The 22,080-nt window shown below is 41.4% G+C and carries 19 protein-coding genes, 1 rRNA gene, 1 other RNA gene and 1 other annotated feature (1 of these 22 only partly in view); of the genes, 19 read left to right on the forward strand and 2 right to left on the reverse strand.

Features of this window, described 5'->3' with window-relative positions; all coding sequences use genetic code 11:
* Positions 1-836, forward strand: a 23S ribosomal RNA gene (locus ACQV1I_RS00125); it begins 2,093 nt to the left of the window's first position.
* Between the two features lie 99 nt (positions 837-935).
* On the opposite strand, the gene ACQV1I_RS00130 is transcribed toward ACQV1I_RS00125, so the two are convergent.
* On the reverse strand, positions 936-1,967 hold the full coding sequence (locus tag ACQV1I_RS00130) for a YaaC family protein (protein ID WP_094702232.1): 1,032 nt from the start codon (positions 1,965-1,967) through the stop codon (positions 936-938).
* 178 nt (positions 1,968-2,145) lie between these two features.
* On the opposite strand from ACQV1I_RS00130, the gene guaB reads away from it, so the two are divergent.
* The 12 genes from guaB (at position 2,146) to tadA (ending at position 15,203) form a co-directional block, all read left to right on the forward strand.
* Complete coding sequence (guaB, locus tag ACQV1I_RS00135) at positions 2,146-3,606, forward strand: IMP dehydrogenase (protein ID WP_018672372.1); 1,461 nt, start codon at positions 2,146-2,148, stop codon at positions 3,604-3,606.
* A gap of 376 nt (positions 3,607-3,982) precedes the next feature.
* Positions 3,983-5,278 carry a D-alanyl-D-alanine carboxypeptidase family protein gene (locus tag ACQV1I_RS00140; protein ID WP_116335083.1) on the forward strand — a complete coding sequence of 432 codons (1,296 nt, stop codon included), beginning with the start codon at positions 3,983-3,985 and terminating at the stop codon, positions 5,276-5,278.
* Positions 5,279-5,434: 156 nt separating this feature from the next.
* On the forward strand, positions 5,435-6,319 hold the full coding sequence (gene pdxS / locus ACQV1I_RS00145) for a pyridoxal 5'-phosphate synthase lyase subunit PdxS (RefSeq protein ID WP_018672370.1): 885 nt from the start codon (positions 5,435-5,437) through the stop codon (positions 6,317-6,319).
* 1 nt (position 6,320) lies between these two features.
* On the forward strand, positions 6,321-6,923 hold the full coding sequence (pdxT, locus tag ACQV1I_RS00150; RefSeq protein WP_094702236.1) for a pyridoxal 5'-phosphate synthase glutaminase subunit PdxT: 603 nt from the start codon (positions 6,321-6,323) through the stop codon (positions 6,921-6,923).
* A gap of 109 nt (positions 6,924-7,032) precedes the next feature.
* Positions 7,033-7,272: a binding site (T-box leader), on the forward strand.
* 49 nt (positions 7,273-7,321) lie between these two features.
* A complete protein-coding gene (gene serS / locus ACQV1I_RS00155; RefSeq protein ID WP_094702238.1) occupies positions 7,322-8,605 on the forward strand; it encodes a serine--tRNA ligase in 1,284 nt (427 codons plus the stop codon).
* Positions 8,606-9,056: 451 nt separating this feature from the next.
* The gene (gene aceB / locus ACQV1I_RS00160) at positions 9,057-10,670 is read left to right on the forward strand and encodes a malate synthase A (protein WP_116335081.1); all 1,614 of its coding nucleotides are present in this window, start codon (positions 9,057-9,059) and stop codon (positions 10,668-10,670) included.
* 23 nt (positions 10,671-10,693) lie between these two features.
* The gene (gene aceA / locus ACQV1I_RS00165) at positions 10,694-11,977 is read left to right on the forward strand and encodes an isocitrate lyase (RefSeq protein WP_116335080.1); all 1,284 of its coding nucleotides are present in this window, start codon (positions 10,694-10,696) and stop codon (positions 11,975-11,977) included.
* 390 nt (positions 11,978-12,367) lie between these two features.
* Positions 12,368-12,694, forward strand: coding sequence for a general stress protein (locus ACQV1I_RS00170; protein WP_018672364.1), 327 nt, complete (start codon positions 12,368-12,370; stop codon positions 12,692-12,694).
* A 173-nt stretch (positions 12,695-12,867) separates the two neighbouring features.
* Positions 12,868-13,224, forward strand: coding sequence for an STAS domain-containing protein (locus ACQV1I_RS00175; protein ID WP_018672363.1), 357 nt, complete (start codon positions 12,868-12,870; stop codon positions 13,222-13,224).
* Entirely contained in the window at positions 13,221-13,721 is a 501-nt protein-coding gene (gene rsbW / locus ACQV1I_RS00180; protein ID WP_094702245.1) for an anti-sigma B factor RsbW, read from the forward strand. The genes ACQV1I_RS00175 and rsbW overlap by 4 nt, the downstream gene beginning before the upstream one ends.
* Positions 13,672-14,463, forward strand: a complete 792-nt coding sequence (locus tag ACQV1I_RS00185; RefSeq protein WP_176452476.1) for a sigma-70 family RNA polymerase sigma factor — start codon at positions 13,672-13,674, stop codon at positions 14,461-14,463. The genes rsbW and ACQV1I_RS00185 overlap by 50 nt, the downstream gene beginning before the upstream one ends.
* Before the next feature lie 239 nt (positions 14,464-14,702).
* Complete coding sequence (tadA, locus tag ACQV1I_RS00190) at positions 14,703-15,203, forward strand: tRNA adenosine(34) deaminase TadA (protein ID WP_094702247.1); 501 nt, start codon at positions 14,703-14,705, stop codon at positions 15,201-15,203.
* 14 nt (positions 15,204-15,217) lie between these two features.
* Here tadA and ACQV1I_RS00195 read toward each other — a convergent pair whose 3' ends face one another.
* Positions 15,218-15,946, reverse strand: a complete 729-nt coding sequence (locus tag ACQV1I_RS00195) for a pseudouridine synthase (protein ID WP_094702249.1) — start codon at positions 15,944-15,946, stop codon at positions 15,218-15,220.
* A gap of 191 nt (positions 15,947-16,137) precedes the next feature.
* Here ACQV1I_RS00195 and ffs point away from each other — a divergent pair.
* From ffs to ACQV1I_RS00225, 6 genes are all read left to right on the forward strand, one after another.
* An RNA gene (gene ffs, locus ACQV1I_RS00200) (signal recognition particle sRNA large type) lies at positions 16,138-16,403 on the forward strand.
* Positions 16,404-16,602: 199 nt separating this feature from the next.
* The gene (locus ACQV1I_RS00205) at positions 16,603-18,036 is read left to right on the forward strand and encodes a PAS domain-containing sensor histidine kinase (RefSeq protein ID WP_018672358.1); all 1,434 of its coding nucleotides are present in this window, start codon (positions 16,603-16,605) and stop codon (positions 18,034-18,036) included.
* Positions 18,037-18,207: 171 nt separating this feature from the next.
* Positions 18,208-19,989 carry a DNA polymerase III subunit gamma/tau gene (gene dnaX / locus ACQV1I_RS00210; protein ID WP_116335079.1) on the forward strand — a complete coding sequence of 594 codons (1,782 nt, stop codon included), beginning with the start codon at positions 18,208-18,210 and terminating at the stop codon, positions 19,987-19,989.
* A gap of 34 nt (positions 19,990-20,023) precedes the next feature.
* Complete coding sequence (locus ACQV1I_RS00215) at positions 20,024-20,335, forward strand: YbaB/EbfC family nucleoid-associated protein (RefSeq protein WP_116335078.1); 312 nt, start codon at positions 20,024-20,026, stop codon at positions 20,333-20,335.
* Between the two features lie 37 nt (positions 20,336-20,372).
* On the forward strand, positions 20,373-20,969 hold the full coding sequence (gene recR / locus ACQV1I_RS00220; protein WP_018672355.1) for a recombination mediator RecR: 597 nt from the start codon (positions 20,373-20,375) through the stop codon (positions 20,967-20,969).
* Between the two features lie 145 nt (positions 20,970-21,114).
* Positions 21,115-22,080, forward strand: a complete 966-nt coding sequence (locus ACQV1I_RS00225; protein ID WP_116335077.1) for a CPBP family intramembrane glutamic endopeptidase — start codon at positions 21,115-21,117, stop codon at positions 22,078-22,080.

Raw genomic sequence — 22,080 nt, forward strand, 5'->3', positions numbered from 1 at the left:
CCCATGGAGCTTTACTGTAGCCTGGTATTGAAACTTTGTGCATCATGTACAGAATAGGTGGGAAGCTGTGAAGCGAGGGCGCCAGCCTTCGTGGAGCTGTCGTTGGGATACCACCCTTGATGTACGGAGTTTCTAACTTGCCGCCCTTATCGGGTGGAAGGACCATGCCAGGTGGGCAGTTTGACTGGGGCGGTCGCCTCCTAAAGAGTAACGGAGGCGCCCAAAGGTTCCCTCAGAATGGTCGGAAATCATTCGTAGAGTGTAAAGGCACAAGGGAGCTTGACTGCGAGACCTACAAGTCGAGCAGGGACGAAAGTCGGGCTTAGTGATCCGGTGGTTCCGCATGGAAGGGCCATCGCTCAACGGATAAAAGCTACCCTGGGGATAACAGGCTTATCTCCCCCAAGAGTCCACATCGACGGGGAGGTTTGGCACCTCGATGTCGGCTCATCGCATCCTGGGGCTGAAGTAGGTCCCAAGGGTTGGGCTGTTCGCCCATTAAAGCGGTACGCGAGCTGGGTTCAGAACGTCGTGAGACAGTTCGGTCCCTATCTGTCGCGGGCGTAGGAAGTTTGAGGAGAGCTGTCCTTAGTACGAGAGGACCGGGATGGACGCACCTCTGGTGCACCAGTTGTCACGCCAGTGGCACAGCTGGGTAGCTATGTGCGGACGGGATAAGCGCTGAAAGCATCTAAGCGTGAAGCCCCCTTCAAGATGAGACTTCCCATAGCGCAAGCTAGTAAGACCCCTCATAGACGATGAGGTTGATAGGTTCGGTGTGGAAGTGCAGTAATGCATGGAGCTGACGAATACTAATCGGTCGAGGACTTATCCACATTGCCTTTATGCTGACTTTTATTATCCAGTTTTCAGGGAATAAAGATAGAAGCTAGTTACCATTTATGGGTAACTAGCTTTTTTGGTGTGTTAACAGATTACGTAAGAAGCTGTATTTGCTGCCCTACCATATATGGAAAAAGCTTCATATGATACGTGCAGAACTTATCTATTAATAGTTTTTCAGCATATTGATGTGACAATACTAGTTCTCCCCATAATTCACTTTCATAACGACAAAGCATGCTTAGACCATAGAGTAATAAATAATGATTGGCAAATAGGGCGATAGGCTGATTCTGGATATCATTCCAAAGATAAAAATTCCTATTTTGGTCTATTGAAAATAGGGGATGTTCCAATAGAGATACTCGGTCATCACACTCAAAAAGACGTATCCGACTAGAGAAAGAAGAAGCTGGAGGTAGAGTGAACCTAGCTTTATCGGTGTTTTGTCTAAGTGTACAGAAGGAAGGGAAACTTGCGGATGACTCCTGTTTATTAGTAGCTAAAAACAACCGATTTAAATAATGCTGCAAGGTTTCATCTGAATAAGAGAGTGCTCCTTCATCTGCTTGAGGGAGAGTAAACACAAATGGTCGCTCTGTCATGATAGATACAGGCACCCAAGGACTTGATAATTGGAAATATTTCATTTCCTCACGAAGATCAGGTAGTGATAAAAACAGATCACCTACTCGATAACGATCCGATATGGGACTTATAGAAAGAAGCCGACATAGATGGGGAAAGAAACCTTCCTTTTGAGGTTTCATTTCATCATCCAACAAATGATAAGGGTTTTTTTTAACTTTTCGTGCGGTAACACCATGCTGTAACATGCGACTATTCTGGGGATAATCTGGATCTTTGGTAAGGATTAGGCCCTTAAGTAAATGAACGCATCCGTAAAACAATAGGAGAGGCTTGATTAATAAAGAACTTTTCTCAGCCATCCCATAAAAATGTCTAGCCTGCATCCAAGTGTATAAAAAACGAGTGCTGTTTTGAAAGGCATGCTTTTCAGGATTTGGTAAGCCCATTCTTTGATAAGAAGCAGTAAGAAAAGAACGTGAAGTAGGCTCGGTTTCCATAATAGAAAGCTGTTGCCAGACACCTTGAAGAGACATGGAAAAATTACCCCTTTATTTTCCGAATATTCATTTTTGTAAATAATATTCTTATGTAATCTAAGAAACATTTATATTTTCTCCTATAAAAGCGAACAATATAAGCATTCCTTGACATTAAATTGAGCCGTTTGCTACACTGATGAAAAGATTTTCGGCTGAAAGGGGTCCTTGAACCGTGTGGGAAAATAAGTTTGCTAAGGAAGGCTTAACTTTTGATGATGTATTATTGGTACCAGCTAAATCAGAAGTGCTTCCAAAAGACGTTAATGTATCCACAGTATTAAGCAAAAAGGTGAAACTCAACATACCATTAATTAGCGCCGGTATGGATACAGTAACAGAATCTGCACTTGCTATTGCAATGGCTCGTCAAGGCGGTCTAGGTATCATTCATAAAAACATGACCATTGAACAGCAAGCAAGTGAGGTAGATCGCGTAAAGCGCTCTGAGAGTGGTGTTATTACAAACCCATTTTCGTTAACTGAAAACCACACTGTTGCAGATGCAGATGCCCTCATGGGTAAATATCGTATTTCCGGTGTACCAATCGTTAACGATCAAAATCAATTGATTGGTATTTTAACAAATCGTGATCTACGTTTCGTACATGACTTCTCCATTATGGTCAAAGAAGTAATGACTAAAGAAAATCTTGTTACAGCATCTGTAGGCACTACATTGCCGGAAGCTGAACAAATCTTACAGAAGCATAAAATCGAAAAGCTACCTTTGGTAGATGAAAATAATGTCTTAAAAGGGCTTATCACGATTAAGGATATCGAAAAACTTATTCAATATCCGAATGCAGCGAAAGATGAGCAAGGACGATTGCTTTGCGGGGCAGCAGTAGGGGTATCAAATGATACTTTTGAGCGTACTGAGGCTTTAGTACAAGCAGGAATTGATGTGTTAGTCATTGATACAGCGCACGGCCATTCTAAAGGGGTTCTAGAGACAGTTAAGAAGGTACGTACCCTTTACCCTGAATTAACGATTATTGCTGGTAACGTCGCTACTGGACAAGCTACAAAGGATCTGATTGAGGCAGGGGCTTCTGTAGTTAAAGTGGGAATTGGTCCTGGTTCAATTTGTACTACTCGTGTTGTTGCTGGAATTGGGGTTCCACAAATCACAGCGATTTATGAGTGCGCCACTGTAGCACGTCAATATAATATTCCAGTTATCGCCGATGGTGGTATTAAATACTCTGGTGATCTAGCGAAAGCTGTAGGTGCTGGGGCATCTGTTATCATGATTGGTAGCTTGTTTGCAGGTACAGATGAATCTCCAGGTGAATTTGAAATTTATCAAGGACGTCGTTTTAAAGTGTATCGGGGAATGGGTTCCATCGGCGCTATGAAAGCAGGAAGTAAAGATCGTTACTTCCAGGAGAATGCTCAAAAGCTAGTTCCTGAAGGTATTGAAGGGCGTGTAGCTTATAAAGGACCTTTGGCTGATGTTGTGTATCAGCTTGTTGGTGGTCTACGTGCTGGTATGGGTTATTGTGGGGCGGCTACAATTGCCGATTTGCGTGATAAGTCTACTTTCGTTCGTATTACTGGTGCAGGCTTGCGTGAAAGCCATCCACATGATGTTCAAATTACAAAAGAATCTCCAAACTACTCTATTTCATAAGGATAGAGCAACGATAGGTTTACCAAGCTAAAAAGCAAGGTGAGACAAAAGGGCTTTCCATTTGGGAGTCCTTTTGTTTTTTATACGATCTAAGGAATAAAATATACGATGTAAAAGATCGTATTATCACGAAGGGTGTAGAATCAGAAGCTACATCCCCAAAAAAACAAATAAAATCTGTATCAAAACACCCTATTAGAACGTCAGGTTAAAAGAGGGGATTTTCTGTTGGCTAGCATTACCAGCAATTTTTCTCATTGAGATGCGTATGGTGCTCTTCAAACAACGGCTTTTAGTATGATAGACTAAAGACTGTGTTCAACAGAGAAAAAGAAAAAAAAGGATATTTTTAAAAAGTAGGGGAGTGATTGTAGACATGATGCAAAAATGGACAGCGAGAGTAAACAAACTTTTATTGGCTGGTGCGATTGGAATGCTATCCATTGTTGGGGGAGCAATGCAGGCTGCTGCTGCTGACACGCCTGCCAATCTTGATTTAGTGGCGAGTTCAGCAATTCTAGTAGAAGCATCAACGGGAAAGATTTTGTATAGTAAAAATCCAGACACTCCATTGCCACCAGCTAGTATGACTAAAATGATGACTGAGTATCTGGTATTAGAGGCTATTAAAAAAGGAAAAATTAAAGAGGATGAACTTGTACCTGTTAGTGACTATGCCTTCTTTATTGCTAAAATAAAGGACTCCTCAGGCGTGTACTTAAATGCTGGGGAAAGTCACAAGGTAAGTGAACTATATAAAGCCATGGCGATTGCCTCAGCTAACGATGCTACAGCTCTGTTAGCAGAAAAGATTGGTGGAACAGAAGCCAATTTTGTAGACATGATGAATAAAAAAGCCCAAGAACTCGGGATGAAAAATACGTTTTTTGTTACATCAACCGGTTTGCCTGCTAATGAATTAGGTCCGTTTAAACCGGCAGACACAAGCAAAGATAATGTGATGTCTGCACGTGATGCAGCTATCCTGGCAGATCATTTAGTGACTGATTATCCTGAGGCATTAAAAATTTCTAACATACCGCGCTGGGTGTTCCGTGAGGGTCAAAAAGATGAAATCAAGCTAGCAAACAATAACTGGATGCTTCCAGGTTTGCCAAATGAAACACTTGGGGTAGATGGTCTTAAGACTGGTTATACAGATGCAGCAGGCTATTGCTTTACAGGAACAGCTTATCGTGATGGAATGCGCTTAATCACAGTTGTGATGGGAGCTAAAACAAAAACAAGTCGTTTTGAAGAAACGAAAAAGTTATTAAATTATGGATATAGCACCTACAAAGCTACAGAGAAGCTGGGAAAAGGCGTACCTGTACCAGGATTTGAAAATGCACCAGTTAAAAAGGGAGTAGCTCTAGAAGTTCCAGCTATTACCACTAAATCGGTTAATGTTGTGGGTAAAATTGGAGAAGAAGCTAAAGCAACGCCTCGTGTCGAGTATAAAATTTTGACGGCTCCTATTAAAAAAGGTGATGTTATTGGTACCGTCTACCTTGATACAGAAGGAAAAAGCGATTATTTGATGCCAAGTAATCTAAAGGGCGGAGTAGATTTGATAGCTGCTGAGGATGTAGAAGAAGGTAGCTGGATTCGCCTATTCTTTAGAAGTATCTTTGAATTTATCGCTAGTCTGTTTAAAAGTATTGTTGGCTAATGAAGCAGAGGTAGCGTTGCGAGCAATAGAACTTTAAAAGAAGGCAAATATTCTGTCAAGATATGTTGTCTACTTTTTCTGATTGGTTTACAATAAAAACAATGTTTCAAATCTAATCCTTTTGTAGGGATGTTCACTTATAGGGGAGGCTCACTGATGGTACAGGTAGGTACAGATCGTGTTAAACGTGGAATGGCAGAAATGCAAAAAGGCGGCGTAATTATGGACGTTGTCAACGCTGAGCAAGCTAAGATTGCGGAAGCTGCGGGTGCAGTAGCCGTTATGGCACTGGAACGCGTTCCATCTGATATTCGTGCGGCCGGTGGCGTAGCTCGCATGGCTGATCTAGGAATTGTAGAGGAAGTATTAAAATCCGTCACGATTCCTGTAATGGCAAAAGCACGTATTGGTCATTTTGTAGAAGCACGTGTCCTGGAATCTATGGGAGTAGATTATCTTGATGAAAGTGAAGTACTTACTCCTGCTGATGACTTGTACCATATTAATAAAAAAGATTTCACAGTGCCATTTGTCTGTGGTGCGCGTGATTTAGGTGAAGCTCTTCGTCGTATCGGAGAAGGTGCATCTATGATTCGTACAAAAGGGGAGCCAGGAACAGGAAACATTGTTGAGGCTGTTCGCCATATGCGTACGATGCAAGCGCAAATCCGTAAAGTACAAAGCATGTCTTATGATGAATTAATGGCTGAAGCGAAAAATCTTGGAGCTCCGTATGAATTGTTGGAGCAAATTCACAAAACAGGAAAGCTTCCTGTTGTAAACTTCGCTGCCGGTGGTGTTGCAACACCAGCTGATGCTGCTTTGATGATGCAACTAGGTGCGGATGGCGTATTCGTAGGTTCCGGTATCTTTAAATCCGAGAATCCTGAAAAATTCGCTCGTGCTATTGTAGAAGCAACAACACACTACACTGATTACGAATTGATTGCACGCGTTTCTAAAGACCTTGGTTCTGCGATGACAGGAATCGAAATTTCTAAGTTGCCGCAAGCTGAGCGCATGCAAGAGCGCGGTTGGTAATATGAGCAAGCCAAGAATCGGTGTTCTCGCACTACAAGGTGCGGTTGCAGAACATATGCACATGCTTGAGTTAGCAGGTGCAGAAGCTGCCGCAATTAAAAAGGTGGACGAGCTATCTGAGATAGATGGCTTGGTCATTCCGGGTGGCGAGAGTACAACTATAAGCAAACTCATGCATAAATACGGCTTTATGGACGCTATTCGTCAGTTTGCGAATGAGAAGAAGCCTGTGTTTGGAACATGTGCAGGTGCTATCTTACTTGCAAATGAAATTGAGTATGCACCAGAAGCTCATCTAGGTTTAATGGAAATGAAAGTGGCGCGAAATGCTTTTGGGCGACAAAAGGAAAGCTTTGAAATCAAGATGCCAATTGCTGGCGTAGCTTCTGACTTTCCAACTGTCTTTATCCGTGCGCCTCTTATCCTAAAAGTCGGCGATAAAGGCGAAGTGTTAGCGAAACATGAAGAAAATATCGTAGCTGCTCGCCAAGGGCAATTTTTAGCGGCATCCTTTCATCCAGAACTAACAGATGATTATCGAATGCATAAATATTTTGTAGACATGGTGAAAGAATATCTAACAACAGGGAAAGCATCCGTATAGGGTGCTTTCTTCTTTTCAAAATAAAACAGAGCGTGTAAAATGAACATAGAGCATTGTTTGCAATTGATTACATCATGTAGTACATTTAATAACAAGAAAAACACCCATAAAGAACATGTTGATAAGAAATAGTACTCTGTTTTTATTGGTTAAGAGAGTCGATGGTTGGTGCGAATCGACCCAATGGGCAGAAGAATCCATCTTTGAGTGGTAAAGGACATAACTTTGCCCGGTCGCGCGTACCGTTATTTACGTGGAATGAAGAGGATAAGACTAGCTTGTTTGATTTAGGCGGGCTATATGGCTTATCAATGAGGGTGGCAACGCGGAGTTAACATTCGTCCCTAGTAGATGGGATGGGTGTTTTTTATTTTGTCTAAAATTTGGAGGGGTTTTACATGTTAGACGTAAAAATACTGCGTCAAGATATTGAAGAAGTAAGACGTCGATTGACGCATCGTAACGAGGACATCTCCGCACTGGATCAGTTTGCAGAAGTGGATGAAAAACGTAGACAGCTTATTCAAGAAGGCGATACGCTAAAAAATAAACGTAATACAGTATCAGAGCAAGTAGCTGTATTAAAGCGTAATAAAGAGAATGCAGATCATCTGATTTCTGAGATGAAGCAAGTTAATGAACGCATTAAGGCGTTGGATGAAGAGCTACGTGAGTTAGACGAACAGCTAAATATCATTCTATTAAGCCTTCCTAATTTGCCACATGAAAGCACGCCAATAGGTACAACAGAAGATGATAACGTAGTGCATCGCATGTGGGGAGAAGTTCCAACCTTCAGCTTTGAACCAAAGCCACATTGGGAAGTAGCCGATGCGTTAGGTATTCTTGATTTTGAAACAGCGTCCAAAGTTACAGGAAGCCGTTTTGTTTTCTATAAAGGCATGGGTGCCCGCTTAGAGCGTGCTCTAATGAACTTTATGATGGATCTTCATGCAGACAAGCATGGATACGAAGAAGTATTACCACCATATATGGTTAATCGCGCTAGCATGACCGGGACAGGACAATTGCCTAAGTTTGAAGAGGATGCTTTTAAGGTAGATGGAGTTGATTATTTCTTGATCCCAACTTCTGAAGTACCTGTTACCAATATGCATCGTGACGAGATTATTGACGTCGCTCAACTACCGCTTAAATACAATGCATTCAGTGCATGCTTCCGTTCTGAGGCGGGGTCAGCAGGACGTGATACACGTGGATTAATTCGCCAGCATCAGTTTAATAAGGTTGAACTTGTGAAGTTCGTGAAACCTGAGGATTCATATGAAGAGCTAGAAAAGCTGGTAAACAATGCGGAAACCGTGTTGCAAAAGCTTGGCTTGCCATACCGTGTCATGAGCATGTGTACAGGTGACCTTGGTTTTACAGCTGCGAAAAAGTACGATTTGGAAGTATGGCTTGCAAGCTATAGCACCTACCGTGAGATTTCTTCTTGTTCTAATTTTGAGGATTTCCAAGCTCGTCGTGCAAATATTCGTTTCCGTCGCGATGCAAAAAGCAAACCGGAATTCGTGCATACAATGAATGGCTCTGGTTTGGCATTAGGTCGTACAGTAGCAGCTATTCTGGAAAACTTCCAACAAGAAGATGGCTCTGTTGTGATTCCAGAAGTATTGCGTCCTTACATGGGTGGAGTAGAACGAATTACAGCTAAGAAATAACAGAGTAGGTACTGTTTAATGGCTGTATAAAACTTCATAGGTAAAAGCAAAACTGGTAGTCGTCTATTCAATAGACAGCTACCAGTTTTTTGTGGTTTTTAGCATCATAAAAAGCAATTGGAATAAGAATTTTTATGATAAAAAAGAATTTATTGGAAAATAATTTTAAAAAAGATTGTCAATTCAGAACTAACTGTTATATATTAATTCATATAAAAGATTATTGTTATAATACAGAATTACGACAGGATAAGGAGGATGGAAGATGGACTGCTACAAATGCAATGGAAATGGCGAAAATGACTGCCCGCATTGTAAGGGAAAAGGTCATACACACGAAGGGGATTACTGTGTCTCATGCCAAGGACATGGTTGTATAAGTTGTTGTACATGTAGTGGATCAGGATTAGTTGAATAAGTGGAGGTAGTTACACGGAGGGGAGTGTTGAAAATGGAAAGAATTTTGACTGAAATTCAACCGTATCCAGCTGGTGTTCAGATTACTGGAGAGATGAATGAGCGGTATCAAGAAATATTGACACCAGATGCATTGACTTTTCTAGCTGATCTATCAAGAATATTTGAGGTGAGACGACAGGAGCTTTTGCTAAAGAGAGAAAAACGACAACAGGGATTTGATCAGGGAATGATGCCCCACTTTTTAGAGGAAACCAAAGACATTCGAGAAGCGGATTGGACGATTGCCCCTATTCCTGATGATTTACAGGATCGTCGGGTTGAAATTACTGGCCCCACCTCAGATCGGAAAATGGTCATCAACGCTTGTAACTCAGGTGCTAAAGCTTTTATGGCCGATTTTGAAGATGCCAATTCACCTTCTTGGAGAAATACGATAGAAGGTCAAATCAACATGAGAGATGTCATTAACCGTACCATTTCCTTTACTAGTAAAGAGGGGAAATCATATCAGCTACATGAGCAGATTACTACATTGTTAGTGAGACCACGTGGCTGGCACTTACAAGAGAAGCATATTTATGTAGATGGTCACCCTATGTCAGCTAGTTTTGTGGACTTTGGTCTCTATTTTTATCACAATGCCAAAAAGCTATTGGAAATAGGATCGGGTCCTTATTTTTATCTTCCGAAGATAGAAGGGCACGAAGAAGCAAGGCTATGGAATGATGTTTTCGTATTCGCCCAACAAAGGCTAGGAATTGAACAAGGTACGATTAAGGCAACAGTGCTCATAGAAACGATTCTTGCTAGCTTTGAGATGGATGAAATTCTGTATGAACTACGAGATCATAGTGCTGGACTTAACTGTGGACGATGGGATTATATTTTCAGTTTTATCAAAAAATTCTGCAAAAACAAGAGGATAATATTCCCTGATCGTGCTCAAGTAACCATGGCTGTTCCTTTTATGAAAGCTTATTGCGATCTAACCATTCAGACATGCCATAAACGAAATGCTCATGCAATGGGAGGAATGGCAGCACAGATTCCTGTTCGCAATGATGTATTGGCCAATGAAGCTGCCTTCGAGAAGGTAAGGCTGGATAAAGAAAGGGAGGCACTAGCAGGTCATGATGGTACATGGGTTGCCCATCCTGGTCTTGTGCCAGTTGCAATGAGTGTATTTGATCAAATCATGCCTTCTGCTAATCAGCTACATCTAAAGAGAACCGACGTACAGGTATGTCCAGCAGACTTATTAGCTGTTCCAGAGGGTACGATTACAGAGCAGGGGTTACGGACAAATATCAGTGTAGCTATTCAATATGTGGAGGCGTGGCTGAGGGGAATGGGTGCAGTGCCCATTAACAATCTCATGGAGGATGCGGCTACGGCGGAGATATCTCGTGCTCAAGTATGGCAATGGATCCGGCATCCCGATGGAATAGTAACAGATGGTCGTAAAATCACATGGGAATGGGTAGAGGAATTGATCCATGAAGAAATCGCTACCTTACAGCAGGAAATCGGTTCGGAACGTTTTGAGGCAGGGGAGTTTTCAAGAGCAATTGCTTTGTTTAAAGAAGTCGTTCAGGCGGAAGAATTTATGCCTTTCATTACGATACCAGCGTATGAGCACATCTAAAAAAGGAAGAGGAGTGGGGAGCAATGACCAAATTGAAGCAAATCAAGGAATTAGAACAGTCTTGGGAGTCTAAACGTTGGGAAGGAATTACGAGACCTTATTCGGCTGAGGAAGTAGTACGCTTACGTGGTTCTATTCAAGTCGAACATACATTGGCAAAGCTGGGAGCAGATCGACTTTGGAATCTGCTTCATACCGAGGACTATGTTCATGCACTAGGGGCTTTAACGGGAAATCAAGCGATCCAGCAAGTGAAGGCCGGGTTAAAAGCCATCTATTTAAGCGGATGGCAAGTCGCTGCTGATGCCAACCTATCTGGTCACATGTATCCCGATCAAAGCTTATATCCAGCTAACAGTGTGCCACAAGTGGTAAAAAGAATTAATCAAGCCTTCCAGCGGGCAGATCAAATTTCTTATTCGGAAGGAAAAGAAGAAATCAATTGGTTTGCACCAATCGTAGCCGATGCGGAAGCTGGGTTTGGTGGACCACTTAATGTATTTGAATTAATGAAAGCCATGATTGAAGCGGGCGCTGCAGGTGTTCATTTTGAGGATCAATTAGCTTCTGAGAAAAAATGTGGTCATATGGGAGGAAAGGTCTTAATTCCTACTCAAGCAGCTGTCAGAAATTTGGTAGCCGCACGATTTGCTGCTGATGTGATGGGGGTGCCAACCATAGTGGTAGCTCGTACCGATGCCAATGGCGCCTACCTACTTACAAGTGACATTGATCCGAGAGATCAGGAATTTTTGACAGGGGATCGTACAGCGGAAGGATTCTATCAAATACGTGGAGGACTAAATGCAGCAATTGCCAGAGGACTAGCATATGCTCCTTATGCAGATCTTATTTGGTGCGAGACATCAGAGCCTAATTTAGAAGAAGCTAAACGTTTTGCCGAAGCCATTCATGAGAAATATCCAAACAAATTATTAGCCTATAATTGCTCCCCATCCTTCAATTGGAAAAAGAAACTAGATGAGGATACCATCGCTTCCTTCCAGCAGGAAATCGGGAAGATGGGGTATAAGTTCCAATTTGTTACCCTGGCTGGTTTCCATGCGCTTAACCATAGTATGTTTGAGCTAGCCCACGGCTATCGAGATCGAGGAATGGCGGCTTACTCAGAGTTACAGCAAGCAGAGTTTGCTAGTGAGCAAAAGGGGTATACCGCAACAAGGCATCAACGTGAAGTAGGAACAGGATATTTTGACGAAGTTGCACAAGTCATCTCAGGCGGTAATTCTTCTACGACTGCCTTGCATGGATCAACAGAAGAAGAACAATTTTCAGGTAGTAGATAGGAGAGGGAGTTTGGCTATAATCTAGCACAATGTGGTACAAACAGGCTACATGCATACAGAAAAAAGAGTAGGTTCCTTTTAAAGATAACCTGCTCTTTTTCTATTTGGTGGCGGAAATATCCATGTAGACTTATTCATTGGAAATTCCCCCTTATAATGATCATCTAAATTAACTCTTGATAATCCCTTTGTTATAGCGACGATGAAGAGGCGTGGATGCTTTCGTTGCGCTGTTTTTAGGGGTGAGTGCTTACTTTTTACCCTACTAATAGATAGCTGAAACAAGCTAATCGAGAGCGATTCGTTACAGTTATTTTTGTTTCAGTCAAAAAAAGCTAGGGTAAGTAAAGGGCAAGCAAGAAACATAAACATTTGAAGGAGGAATGAACAATGGTACCACAAGTTCATGTAGTAGAAAACGGAGTACAGGTGAAAGAAGTTATTCAACAGTTCGACCGTTTGGGATACGCTCCTGATCATATTTATGTACTAGCCCATGATGAAAAGCGGACCCATACCCTTGCAGAAACTACAGAAGCGGAGGAAATAGGAGTAAGCGAGGAAGGAGTATTTGGTAGTATCGCAAATTTATTCCGTTCTCGTGGGGACGAATTGCGCTCTAAAATGGAATCGCTAGGATTGAGTAAATCAGAAGCAGAGCGTTATGAGCGTGAATTGGACAATGGTCGTGTATTAGTAGTGGCAAAACCAAATTAAAATAAAAAAGAGCCAAAGGATGAAAAACAAAAGGGGAGAGTCACATGGGATGGGTTCTCCCCATTCTTTGGCATCTTCTAGTGATGTATCAAATATTTTTATATTGATTCAATAACAGATAAATGTGGGTACATGATAAAAGATCAGTTATTAATGCAGAGGTGATAATGAGAATGAACCCAACGAATGTTTTTGAAATGACACAGCAGGAAACAGAGTCAGGCACAATTGTATTTCTGCAAGGTCAGCTTGATTTATCGATGGCTCCTTATTTTCGAACGGTTTTGGAGCCCCTCGCTATACAAAAAGATAAAACATTAACCTTAAATCTACGAGATTTACGATATATCGATAGCACAGGGATAGGCATTATTATTTCCTTTCTAAAAATGCGGAATGAAATGGGAACAACTTTGAATGTAGAGGAAGTTTCTCCTAAAACCCAGCGTCTGTTCGATATGATTGGGATTACTAAGTTTTTAATGCCACAAAAGGAATCACGTATGGATAAGACAGGAGGAACGGCATGATTGCTCAAAATAAATTAGTCCGCATGACCATACCCGCTCATGCTGACTTTATCGATGTAGTTCGGCTCTCTTTATATGGATTAGCAACCAGAATGGGTTTTTCTTTTGAAGATATTGAAGATATGAAGGTTGCTGTATCTGAAGCTTGTAATAATGTTATTGTTCATGCCTATGAAGGAGTGGAAGATGGTTTTATTGATGTGGCGTTCGAGACAGCACCTGAGAGCTTGCGTATTGTCATTAAAGACTATGGGGAGAGCTTTGATTACAAAACGGTGTCTGAAAAAGCGAGCTCTTTGCATGATAAAGAAATAGCAGATGTAAAAGCTGGCGGTTTAGGAATCTACATGATGCAAGCGCTGATGGATGAAGTTGAGGTATCAAATGAAAATGGTACAGAGGTGGTACTTACTAAATGGCTTGGCGGAAGTCTAGGAGGGAATACGCATGCAGCAGAATCCAATGTTAGCGTCATCTCCCGGGATAGCAGAGAGTGATCTAGAAAAGATACGAAGGTATCAGGAAACCAGCTGCCAAGAACTAGCTACCGATTTGTTAGTTAATTATGACTCTATGATTAAAATGGCGGCTAAAAAGATCTCTCGTAACTGTCGGGATTTTTATGAGGATTTATATCAGATTGGGCAGATATCATTACTGCGCTCATTAGAGCAATTTGATGCTAGTTTAGGATTTGCTTTTGAACCTTATGCGATGAAAAGTTTAATTGGGCATATGAAGAATTATTTGAGAGATAAATCTTGGTATGTCCAAGTGCCACGTCGAATTAAGGAGAAGGGAGCACGTATTCAACAGGTTATTGATGAGCTAACCATTACATTGGAGCGTTCTCCAGATGTTCAGGAAATTGCCGATAAAATGGAAATGTCTGTAGAGGAAGCCATTGAGGTATTAGCTGGGCGTGAGTATTACCAACTAACATCTCTTGATGCTCCTCTAAGTACAGACGAGGGCGGGTCAACGATTGGGGATTTAGTTAGTTCCCCAGTAGACGATTTTGGAGCGCTTGAAAATCAGCTGGATTTAGGGGAGGCGATGGAACAATTAAAGGAAGAGGAGCAAAAAGTCATATATTCTGCATACATAGACGGTTTATCTCAGCGAACCATTGCTAATGAATTGGGAATTTCACAGATGAGTGTATGTCGTATTCAAAAAAGAGCGGTAAAGAAGCTGCGCGATATTTTATCGACAGGACATATTGCTTCGAAAAAATAGAGAAGACACGTTATTTGATAGCGTGTTTTTTTGTATGGCCTATTTTCTTAACGCGAGCTTCTCTCGGCTCATGCTTCGGTACTAGCCACTTCTCCTCTAACAGAGATACTTCCCTGAGGAATGGCGAGTGGAGTTGCCGAGAAAGCAGTGTGGATCTATCAGAGTGAGGTTTGAAGTTAAGTACATTGCGAGCTATACTGAAGAATAATAGAAATGGGTACGGAAAGTAGTGATGATAGATGGAACCAAACCACGAGAGGTTTATGAGAGAAGCGATGAATGAAGCAAAAAAGGCAGCAGCATTAGGAGAGGTTCCGATTGGTGCGGTTATCGTACGAAAGGGAGAGATTGTCGGCAGGGGATATAATCTACGTGAAACACAAAAGGACCCGACCTTACATGCCGAAATGATTGCTATACGTGAAGCGAGTAAAAACTTAGGGGGATGGCGGTTAATCGGATGTGACCTATATGTGACTCTAGAGCCATGTCCGATGTGTGCTGGCGCCATTGTACAAAGCCGGATCGAACAGGTTTATTACGGGGCAACTGATCCAAAAGCGGGCTGTGCAGGAACATTGATGAATTTATGCGACGAACCAAGATTTAATCATCAGGTACCTGTTTGGGCAGGGATTTTACAAGAAGAATGCCAGATGATGCTTAAAGATTTTTTTCGACAACTGCGAAAAAAGAAGAAGGAAGATGCAAAGAGCATCTCCCTCACACAAACGAATTAAAAACCGCTTTTATCTTATTCGTTTTCTTGTCCTTTACGTAAGGAGTTCAATTCTTCTTCCGTTAGCTCACGGAATTCACCTAGCTCAAGTGATTCATCGAGTAAGAGAGGGCCCATACGCACTCGTTTCAAGTAGATAACTTTAAGGTCGAAAGCGGCAAACATACGCTTTACCTGATGGTATTTCCCTTCCATGATGGTCACATGAATTTCAGAGATGTCCCCTGATTGGAGGATTTCCAGAGTAGCTGGCATGGTTTCATAACCATCGTCCAATGTTACACCTTGCTTGAAAGCAGCAATATGTTCATCTGTAACGCGCCCCTCAATACGGGCAAAATATTCTTTGTCCACTTTCTTCTTAGGAGAAAGCAGGCTATGGGAGAGCTGCCCATCGTTGGTTAGAAGGAGAAGGCCTTCTGTGTCGATATCGAGACGACCTACAGGGTGCACTTTGTGTCTCCATTCATCAGGTAACAAATCAACAACCGTTTCATGTAGGGCATCCTCAGTTGCTGAAATAACACCTGCTGGTTTATTAAGCATAACGAATACCCAACGTTTAAATAGAAGCGGAACACCATCAATTTCTATATGCTGTTGTTCTGGAATAACGTGCATACCAGGATCAGTTGCCACGATACCATCAACAGTAACGATGCGCTGTTTGATCAGTTGTTTTACTTCCTTACGAGTTCCTTTTCCTGTGTTAGCTAATATTTTATCTAGACGTTCACGTTTCATTCATTCAGCCTCACTTTGTTCTTCCTTTCTCCCTATATTGGCTGATCTGATAACGAAAATCAAGGAGACACTCTGGAAATACACTTGCTTGCTTTTTCCTGTGCTGGATTTGTTTATCGCTTGCTTATCCCAATTCTATTATGGTATGCTTAGTGAGCAAAAGATTTTCAGTACTTTGTTTATAAAGTTTGCCGTGCTAGATGGGGAGGTTGCGGTGCCCTGTAACCTGCAATCCGCAGTAGCAGGATTGAATTCCTATCAGCGGTCATTTTATGTGAGGTCTGCCTTATACCATCGGTGTTGAGGATTGGGTCCTATGCAACGTGAACCTATGAACCTGGTCAGGTCCGGAAGGAAGCAGCCATAAGTAGGACCTTGCGTGTGCCGTAGGGTAGCCTGGTCTGAGTCGATTGTATAAGTAACGCTCGGATGGAATGTATCAATGATAGGTGCACGGCATCTATACATATAACTAGAACGTCACTTTTGATAAGTGGCGTTTTTTGTTGTTACCTGGCGAAGGCTAGCGATATATTTTGGAGGAAAACTATTCCATACAAGCAGGGGCTTACCATTTTGTTGCCGAATCTGTATTTGAAGTCTACTAAAAGTAAAAACCGCTTACTGAAAGTAATGGGGAAGGGGAGAGGCAACAGTTGGAGAAAATAATAACGTCACAGAAGTGCCATGCTTTCTCAAGACTAAAGCAATACTCACAACACATCAAGCACGCTTTACTCATTGTTGATGGACAGGGTCTCATTTTGGAAGTGAGTGAAGCCTTATTACAGGCAACAGGGTTTAGCTATGAACAGATCATCGCTGCACCATTTCAAAAAGTAATACCGTATATGAATTCTGTGAGTCATCTTTACGATAGTTTATTAGACAAAGAAAAACAGTCGTTAAAACCAACAGAAATGATTTATCAAGATGTTCAGGGTAAAAAATCAAAAACACCTGTTATGATTACTACTTCTTATAAAAATGAGGAGCCGATTTATTTTTTCCATTTATTCCAGCTAACCAAAGATTTATCCATATCCCTATCCCAACGTATGGCTAACCAACTCACCTCTGAAATTAATCTGGGTGTCGTCGTTCTAGATGTTCAGGCTCGATTGGTCGATATAAGTCAAGTAGCCTGTAAAATATTAGGTGTAGAACGAATGCTTGTATTAAATCAGCATATTGATCAGGTTTTTGCAGGGATTCCTGAGGAGCAGCGACTAGTACAACGAGAGCTTTTAGAGGGGGTAAAATTCCAAAATAAAGCTATGTCTTGGACCAATCAAAAGCAACGTTACGAGCTTTTAGTAGACTCTAATACTTTGCATAATGAAGTAGGTCAAATTGTTGGAGCTTATGTTATCTTTAAAGATGTGACCAATATGCGTTCATTGGAACAAAAGATTGAGCGGAGTGACCGGCTTGCGATGATCGGACAAATCGCAGCAGGGACTGCTCATGAAATAAGAAATCCGTTAACTTCAATCAAAGGATTTTTACAAATGTTTCAGCAATCCTTTAAGGAAAACGGGATGGATAAAGAAAAGACTTTTACTGATATTATGTTAACTGAATTGCATCGGATTAATTCATTAGTCAGTGAATTTCTGCTTCTGAGCAAACCTCGCGATGTTCAATATCAAATGATCAGTTTACATACTGTCTTTGAAGAAATCATGCCTATCGTCGAGAATGAAGCTTTGTTGCATGGAATTGAGGTTCGTTACACAGGGACAGAGGCCTTACCGATGGTTGTCGGTGATGCTGAACTATTAAAGCAGGTTTTCTTAAATATCTGTAAAAATGGAATGGAAGCTATGGGAAATGAAGGAACCCTGACGGTATCATACCATTACGAAGAGGATTCCAACAAGATTAGTCTAAATATTCAAGATACGGGACCTGGGATACCTGGATATTTAATTGATAAGATTTTCGATCCTTTTTTCACAACAAAAGATGAAGGGACTGGGCTAGGGTTATCTGTTTGCCAAAAAATCATTCATGATATTGGAGGACAAATCCGTGTCTCCTCTAAAGGATTTGGAACGACCTTTCACATTTTATTATCATATATGTAAAAAAACATAGCGCTCGGGGCGTCCTCATGTATAGTGAGATGTATCTGAGCGCTATGTTATTTGAGTTCAAATATGGTTTGGCGTAACCAACTTTGGAAAAAGGCTATTGCTTATAGTATAATAGATAAGATCAGAAGGTTTGACAAAACAGGTGAGAAGGAGTGAGCAAGGATGGCTTATACAGCGCTATATCGGGTATATAGACCGCAAACCTTTGGTGATGTGATTGGACAAACTCATGTCACAACTACCTTGCAAAATGCTCTTCGCGAGGGGCGACTTTCGCATGCTTACCTGTTTAATGGACCAAGGGGAACAGGGAAGACTAGTGCAGCTAAGATTATGGCAAAAGCAGTAAACTGTCAAAATCCACAGGCTGGTGAACCTTGTAACCAATGTCCAGCATGTATAGCAATTACAGAAGGCTCAGTGACCGATGTCTTGGAGATTGACGCTGCATCAAATCGTGGTGTAGAAGAAATTCGAGATATACGTGATAAGGTCAAATTTGCACCAAGCGAAGTAAAATATAAAGTGTACATTATTGATGAAGTACACATGCTGACAACAGAGGCGTTTAACGCACTGTTAAAAACATTAGAAGAACCACCCGGGCACGTACTATTCATCTTAGCGACGACCGAGCCACATAAGCTACCAGCAACCATTATTTCCCGTTGTCAGCGCTTTGATTTTCATCGCATATCACTAGCTGAAATGACCCGCCGTTTACAGCATATATGTGATGCTCAAAAAATTGAAGCTGAGGAACAAGCACTCCAGTTGGTTGCTAAAATGGCTGAGGGTGGAATGCGTGATGCACTTAGCTTGCTAGATCAGGCGATTAGCTATAGCGGGAATCAAGTGAGCGCATCCGATGTGTTAAAGATTACAGGGGCTGTGTCACAAGCTTATTTTTCTACTCTTGGTCATATGATTTCTGAACAAAATGTAACTGGGGTAATGGAAGAGCTGGAGAAGATTATGTCTCAGGGAAAAGACCCTGAACAGTTCTTACAAGATCTATTGTTCTATTTTAGGGATATGTTGTTATATAAAACAGCCCCTAATTTGGAAGAAATTATGGAACGTACACTCATTGATGAAAAATTCCCAGATGTAGCCAACAGATTTGCTCTGCCTGTTTTATATGAAGTAATAGAGCAGCTTAATCAGGCCTTGACTCAACTTAAATGGTCAACGTTTGCACGAGTTTTGGTAGAGATGACATTAGTTCGCTTATGCCACCAATCTGCCCCAACTTCCAAAGCTGTTCCTGTATCTACAGGGCAAGAGGTATTGGAGGCTGGTCATGGAGTAGGGGTGGTATCTGAACCAAACCTTGCTTCTGGAGGGACTGGAGCGGTTTCTAGCCCAGATGTAGCTCCTCTCTTAGAGCGTGTAAAAATGCTAGAAGAGAAACTGAATCAAATTCTACAGGGGAACCTTGTAGGAGGAGGAAAGTCGCCTTCAGAGGATGGGAAACAACGAGAAGTCCGACGGGCTATGCCGGTTACAGGCGGTTCGAAGACTTCTATGACAAAGGTACGCGAAACCGTTCGACAAGTGGATGAGGGACTTTCTCAAAAAATTCGTGGTTCGTGGGGCCAAATTTTATCAGAAGTGAAAAAAGTTCACTATAAATATCATGCATGGGTCGTAAGCGGTCAGCCAACTGTTGCTAGCTCTGATGCTGTCATTGTTACTTTTAAAGGGTCGATTCATTGTGAAAAAACAATGGAACCAGAGCTAAGAGGTATTGTAGAGCGTGCGTTTCTTACTGTATCAGGTACACCACTCCAGCTTCTATCCATAACAGAAGAAGAGTGGGAAAACGTCCGGGGAGAACAAACGCATTCAAATTCCACAGGATCAGATCAGTCCCCAGAGGACCCGTTTATAGCTGAAGCGATTCGAGTCGCTGGAGAAAGATTGACTCACATTAAAGAATAAAGCAGAAAACATACATTTAAAGGAGGAATTACGAATGAAAAACATGCAACAAATGATGAAACAAGTAAAAAAAATGCAGGATGAGATGCAAAAAGCACAAGAACAATTGAAAGACAGAGTAGTAGAAGGTACAGCTGGCGGTGGCGCTGTAGTTGTAAAAGCGAATGGACATAAGCAAGTCATTGATGTAACAATCAATCCAGAAGTAGTTGACTCAGAAGACGTGGAAATGCTGCAAGATCTAGTACTTGCTGCCATTAACGATGCTATGAAAAATGTCGATGAAGTAGTTGGAAAAGAAATGGGACGCTTTACTGGCGGTATGAACATTCCTGGATTGTTCTAATTTACCAGCATAAGCTCCCGTAAAGGAGTAGGTCGTTGTGTTTTATCCAGAGCCCGTCTCGAAATTAATAGAAGGATTTATGAAATTGCCGGGCATTGGACCAAAAACAGCAAGTCGGTTAGCTTTTCATGTGTTAAGCATGAAGGAAGATGACGTACTTGATTTAGCAAAAGCATTGGTTAACGCCAAACGGCAACTGCACTACTGCTCGGTTTGTAATAATATCACCGATTCGGACCCATGTCAGATTTGCCGCGATAAAAGCCGTGATGGTTCTATCATCTGTGTAGTTCAAGAACCAAAAGACTTGGTTGCCATGGAACGAACCAGAGAATTTACGGGGTATTATCATGTTCTGCATGGTGCTATTTCACCTATGGATGGGATTGGTCCTGAAGATATTCATATTCCCGATCTGCTCAAACGGTTAGGTGATGAACAAGTACAAGAGCTGATTTTAGCTACAAACCCTAATATAGAAGGGGAAGCTACAGCAATGTATATTTCTCGTTTAGTAAAACCTTTTGGCATTCGTGTCACACGTATTGCTCATGGTCTACCTGTAGGTGGGGATTTAGAGTATGCTGATGAAGTAACATTGACCAAAGCGTTAGAAGGTCGCCGAGAATTATAATAATAGGGATAAGAGGTGCATGAGAAATCATGCGCCTTTTTGTTATTTGTTATATGAGATAATATAAGATATTTTAAGGTTGAAATGAAAGAAAGTGCTTTTTCACTAGGACGAGGCATAACCTAAAGAGTAGGAGAGTGAATGAATGCAACCACATATGCAATTGATGCCAACTATAAGAAGGCACTCTGTAAAATGGGCTTGGATATTAACCTTTCAATATGTTCTGTATATAAGTATTCAATTATCAGCAACATTAATCTTGCGAAGGGCAGACGGTACCTGGGAAATCCATATGTTAGCCAATATGGGAACGATACAAGCTTTAGTATTATGGGGGAATATATTTCTTACATTACTGACGAGTACCCTGTTTTTTATTGCTTTGATTCGAGATCGGCGAATCTCTACTTCGACTAGTCATACACAGGTAAACGGTACAGATTTTATTCATGCAGTCGCATTTATGCAAGTCTTTTATAATGCCTCCATTTTCTTATATGGGACGGGGATCGTGACCTATCCACTTTTTACAGTGGGAAGTATAGGAGGACTTTTAGAATCTGCTTCCTTGCAAATTGTCTTGTGTATGTTTTGTTTTATTTGGTTTCGAGGTCGCTTAGAGTCGATAGGTTTTAAAAATCCGACTGATATAGGAAGAATGTTTTTATTTATTATAGGCTGTTATTTGGGTATTACATTCCTGCTAAGCTATGTGGTGGCGCCATTGGCTGACTTTTTTCAAATATCATTAAGCTCCGCACGTGAAGAAGGGATCAGCCGCGAAATAAAAGATGCCAAGCAAAATAGTTTGATAACGATTTTCTTTTCCTTTTTTATGACTGGCTTATTTGTACCGATCGCCGAAGAAATGATGTTTCGCGGAGTCCTTCAGACTTATTTAGTGAAAAAGTGGGGTGCTCTATGGGGAATTCTGATCGCTAGCTTTTGGTTTGCTATTATTCATATTGATTTAGCTTTGTTTCTGCCTTTATTTATGATTGGTTTATCGCTTGGAATCGTCCGTCATCGCTTTCACTCACTGTGGGCTTCGATTATATTACATTCAATAAACAATGTAGTTAGTGTCATTCTTTCTTATCAATCATAA

This window comes from Brevibacillus sp. JB24b (assembly GCF_051713385.1).
GTDB lineage: Bacteria > Bacillota > Bacilli > Brevibacillales > Brevibacillaceae > Brevibacillus_B > Brevibacillus_B laterosporus.

Excerpts from the sequence above, each read along its gene's own strand:
- ACQV1I_RS00130 (WP_094702232.1), bottom strand. The coding sequence starts at position 1,967 with ATGTCTCTTCAAGGTGTCTGGCAACAGCTTTCTATTATGGAAACCGAG.
- ACQV1I_RS00140 (WP_116335083.1), top strand. The coding sequence starts at position 3,983 with ATGATGCAAAAATGGACAGCGAGAGTAAACAAACTTTTATTGGCTGGT.
- pdxS (WP_018672370.1), top strand. The coding sequence starts at position 5,435 with ATGGTACAGGTAGGTACAGATCGTGTTAAACGTGGAATGGCAGAAATG.
- pdxT (WP_094702236.1), top strand. The coding sequence starts at position 6,321 with ATGAGCAAGCCAAGAATCGGTGTTCTCGCACTACAAGGTGCGGTTGCA.
- serS (WP_094702238.1), top strand. The coding sequence starts at position 7,322 with ATGTTAGACGTAAAAATACTGCGTCAAGATATTGAAGAAGTAAGACGT.
- aceB (WP_116335081.1), top strand. The coding sequence starts at position 9,057 with ATGGAAAGAATTTTGACTGAAATTCAACCGTATCCAGCTGGTGTTCAG.
- aceA (WP_116335080.1), top strand. The coding sequence starts at position 10,694 with ATGACCAAATTGAAGCAAATCAAGGAATTAGAACAGTCTTGGGAGTCT.
- ACQV1I_RS00170 (WP_018672364.1), top strand. The coding sequence starts at position 12,368 with ATGGTACCACAAGTTCATGTAGTAGAAAACGGAGTACAGGTGAAAGAA.
- ACQV1I_RS00175 (WP_018672363.1), top strand. The coding sequence starts at position 12,868 with ATGAACCCAACGAATGTTTTTGAAATGACACAGCAGGAAACAGAGTCA.
- rsbW (WP_094702245.1), top strand. The coding sequence starts at position 13,221 with ATGATTGCTCAAAATAAATTAGTCCGCATGACCATACCCGCTCATGCT.
- ACQV1I_RS00185 (WP_176452476.1), top strand. The coding sequence starts at position 13,672 with ATGCAGCAGAATCCAATGTTAGCGTCATCTCCCGGGATAGCAGAGAGT.
- tadA (WP_094702247.1), top strand. The coding sequence starts at position 14,703 with ATGGAACCAAACCACGAGAGGTTTATGAGAGAAGCGATGAATGAAGCA.
- ACQV1I_RS00195 (WP_094702249.1), bottom strand. The coding sequence starts at position 15,946 with ATGAAACGTGAACGTCTAGATAAAATATTAGCTAACACAGGAAAAGGA.
- dnaX (WP_116335079.1), top strand. The coding sequence starts at position 18,208 with ATGGCTTATACAGCGCTATATCGGGTATATAGACCGCAAACCTTTGGT.
- ACQV1I_RS00215 (WP_116335078.1), top strand. The coding sequence starts at position 20,024 with ATGAAAAACATGCAACAAATGATGAAACAAGTAAAAAAAATGCAGGAT.
- ACQV1I_RS00225 (WP_116335077.1), top strand. The coding sequence starts at position 21,115 with ATGCAACCACATATGCAATTGATGCCAACTATAAGAAGGCACTCTGTA.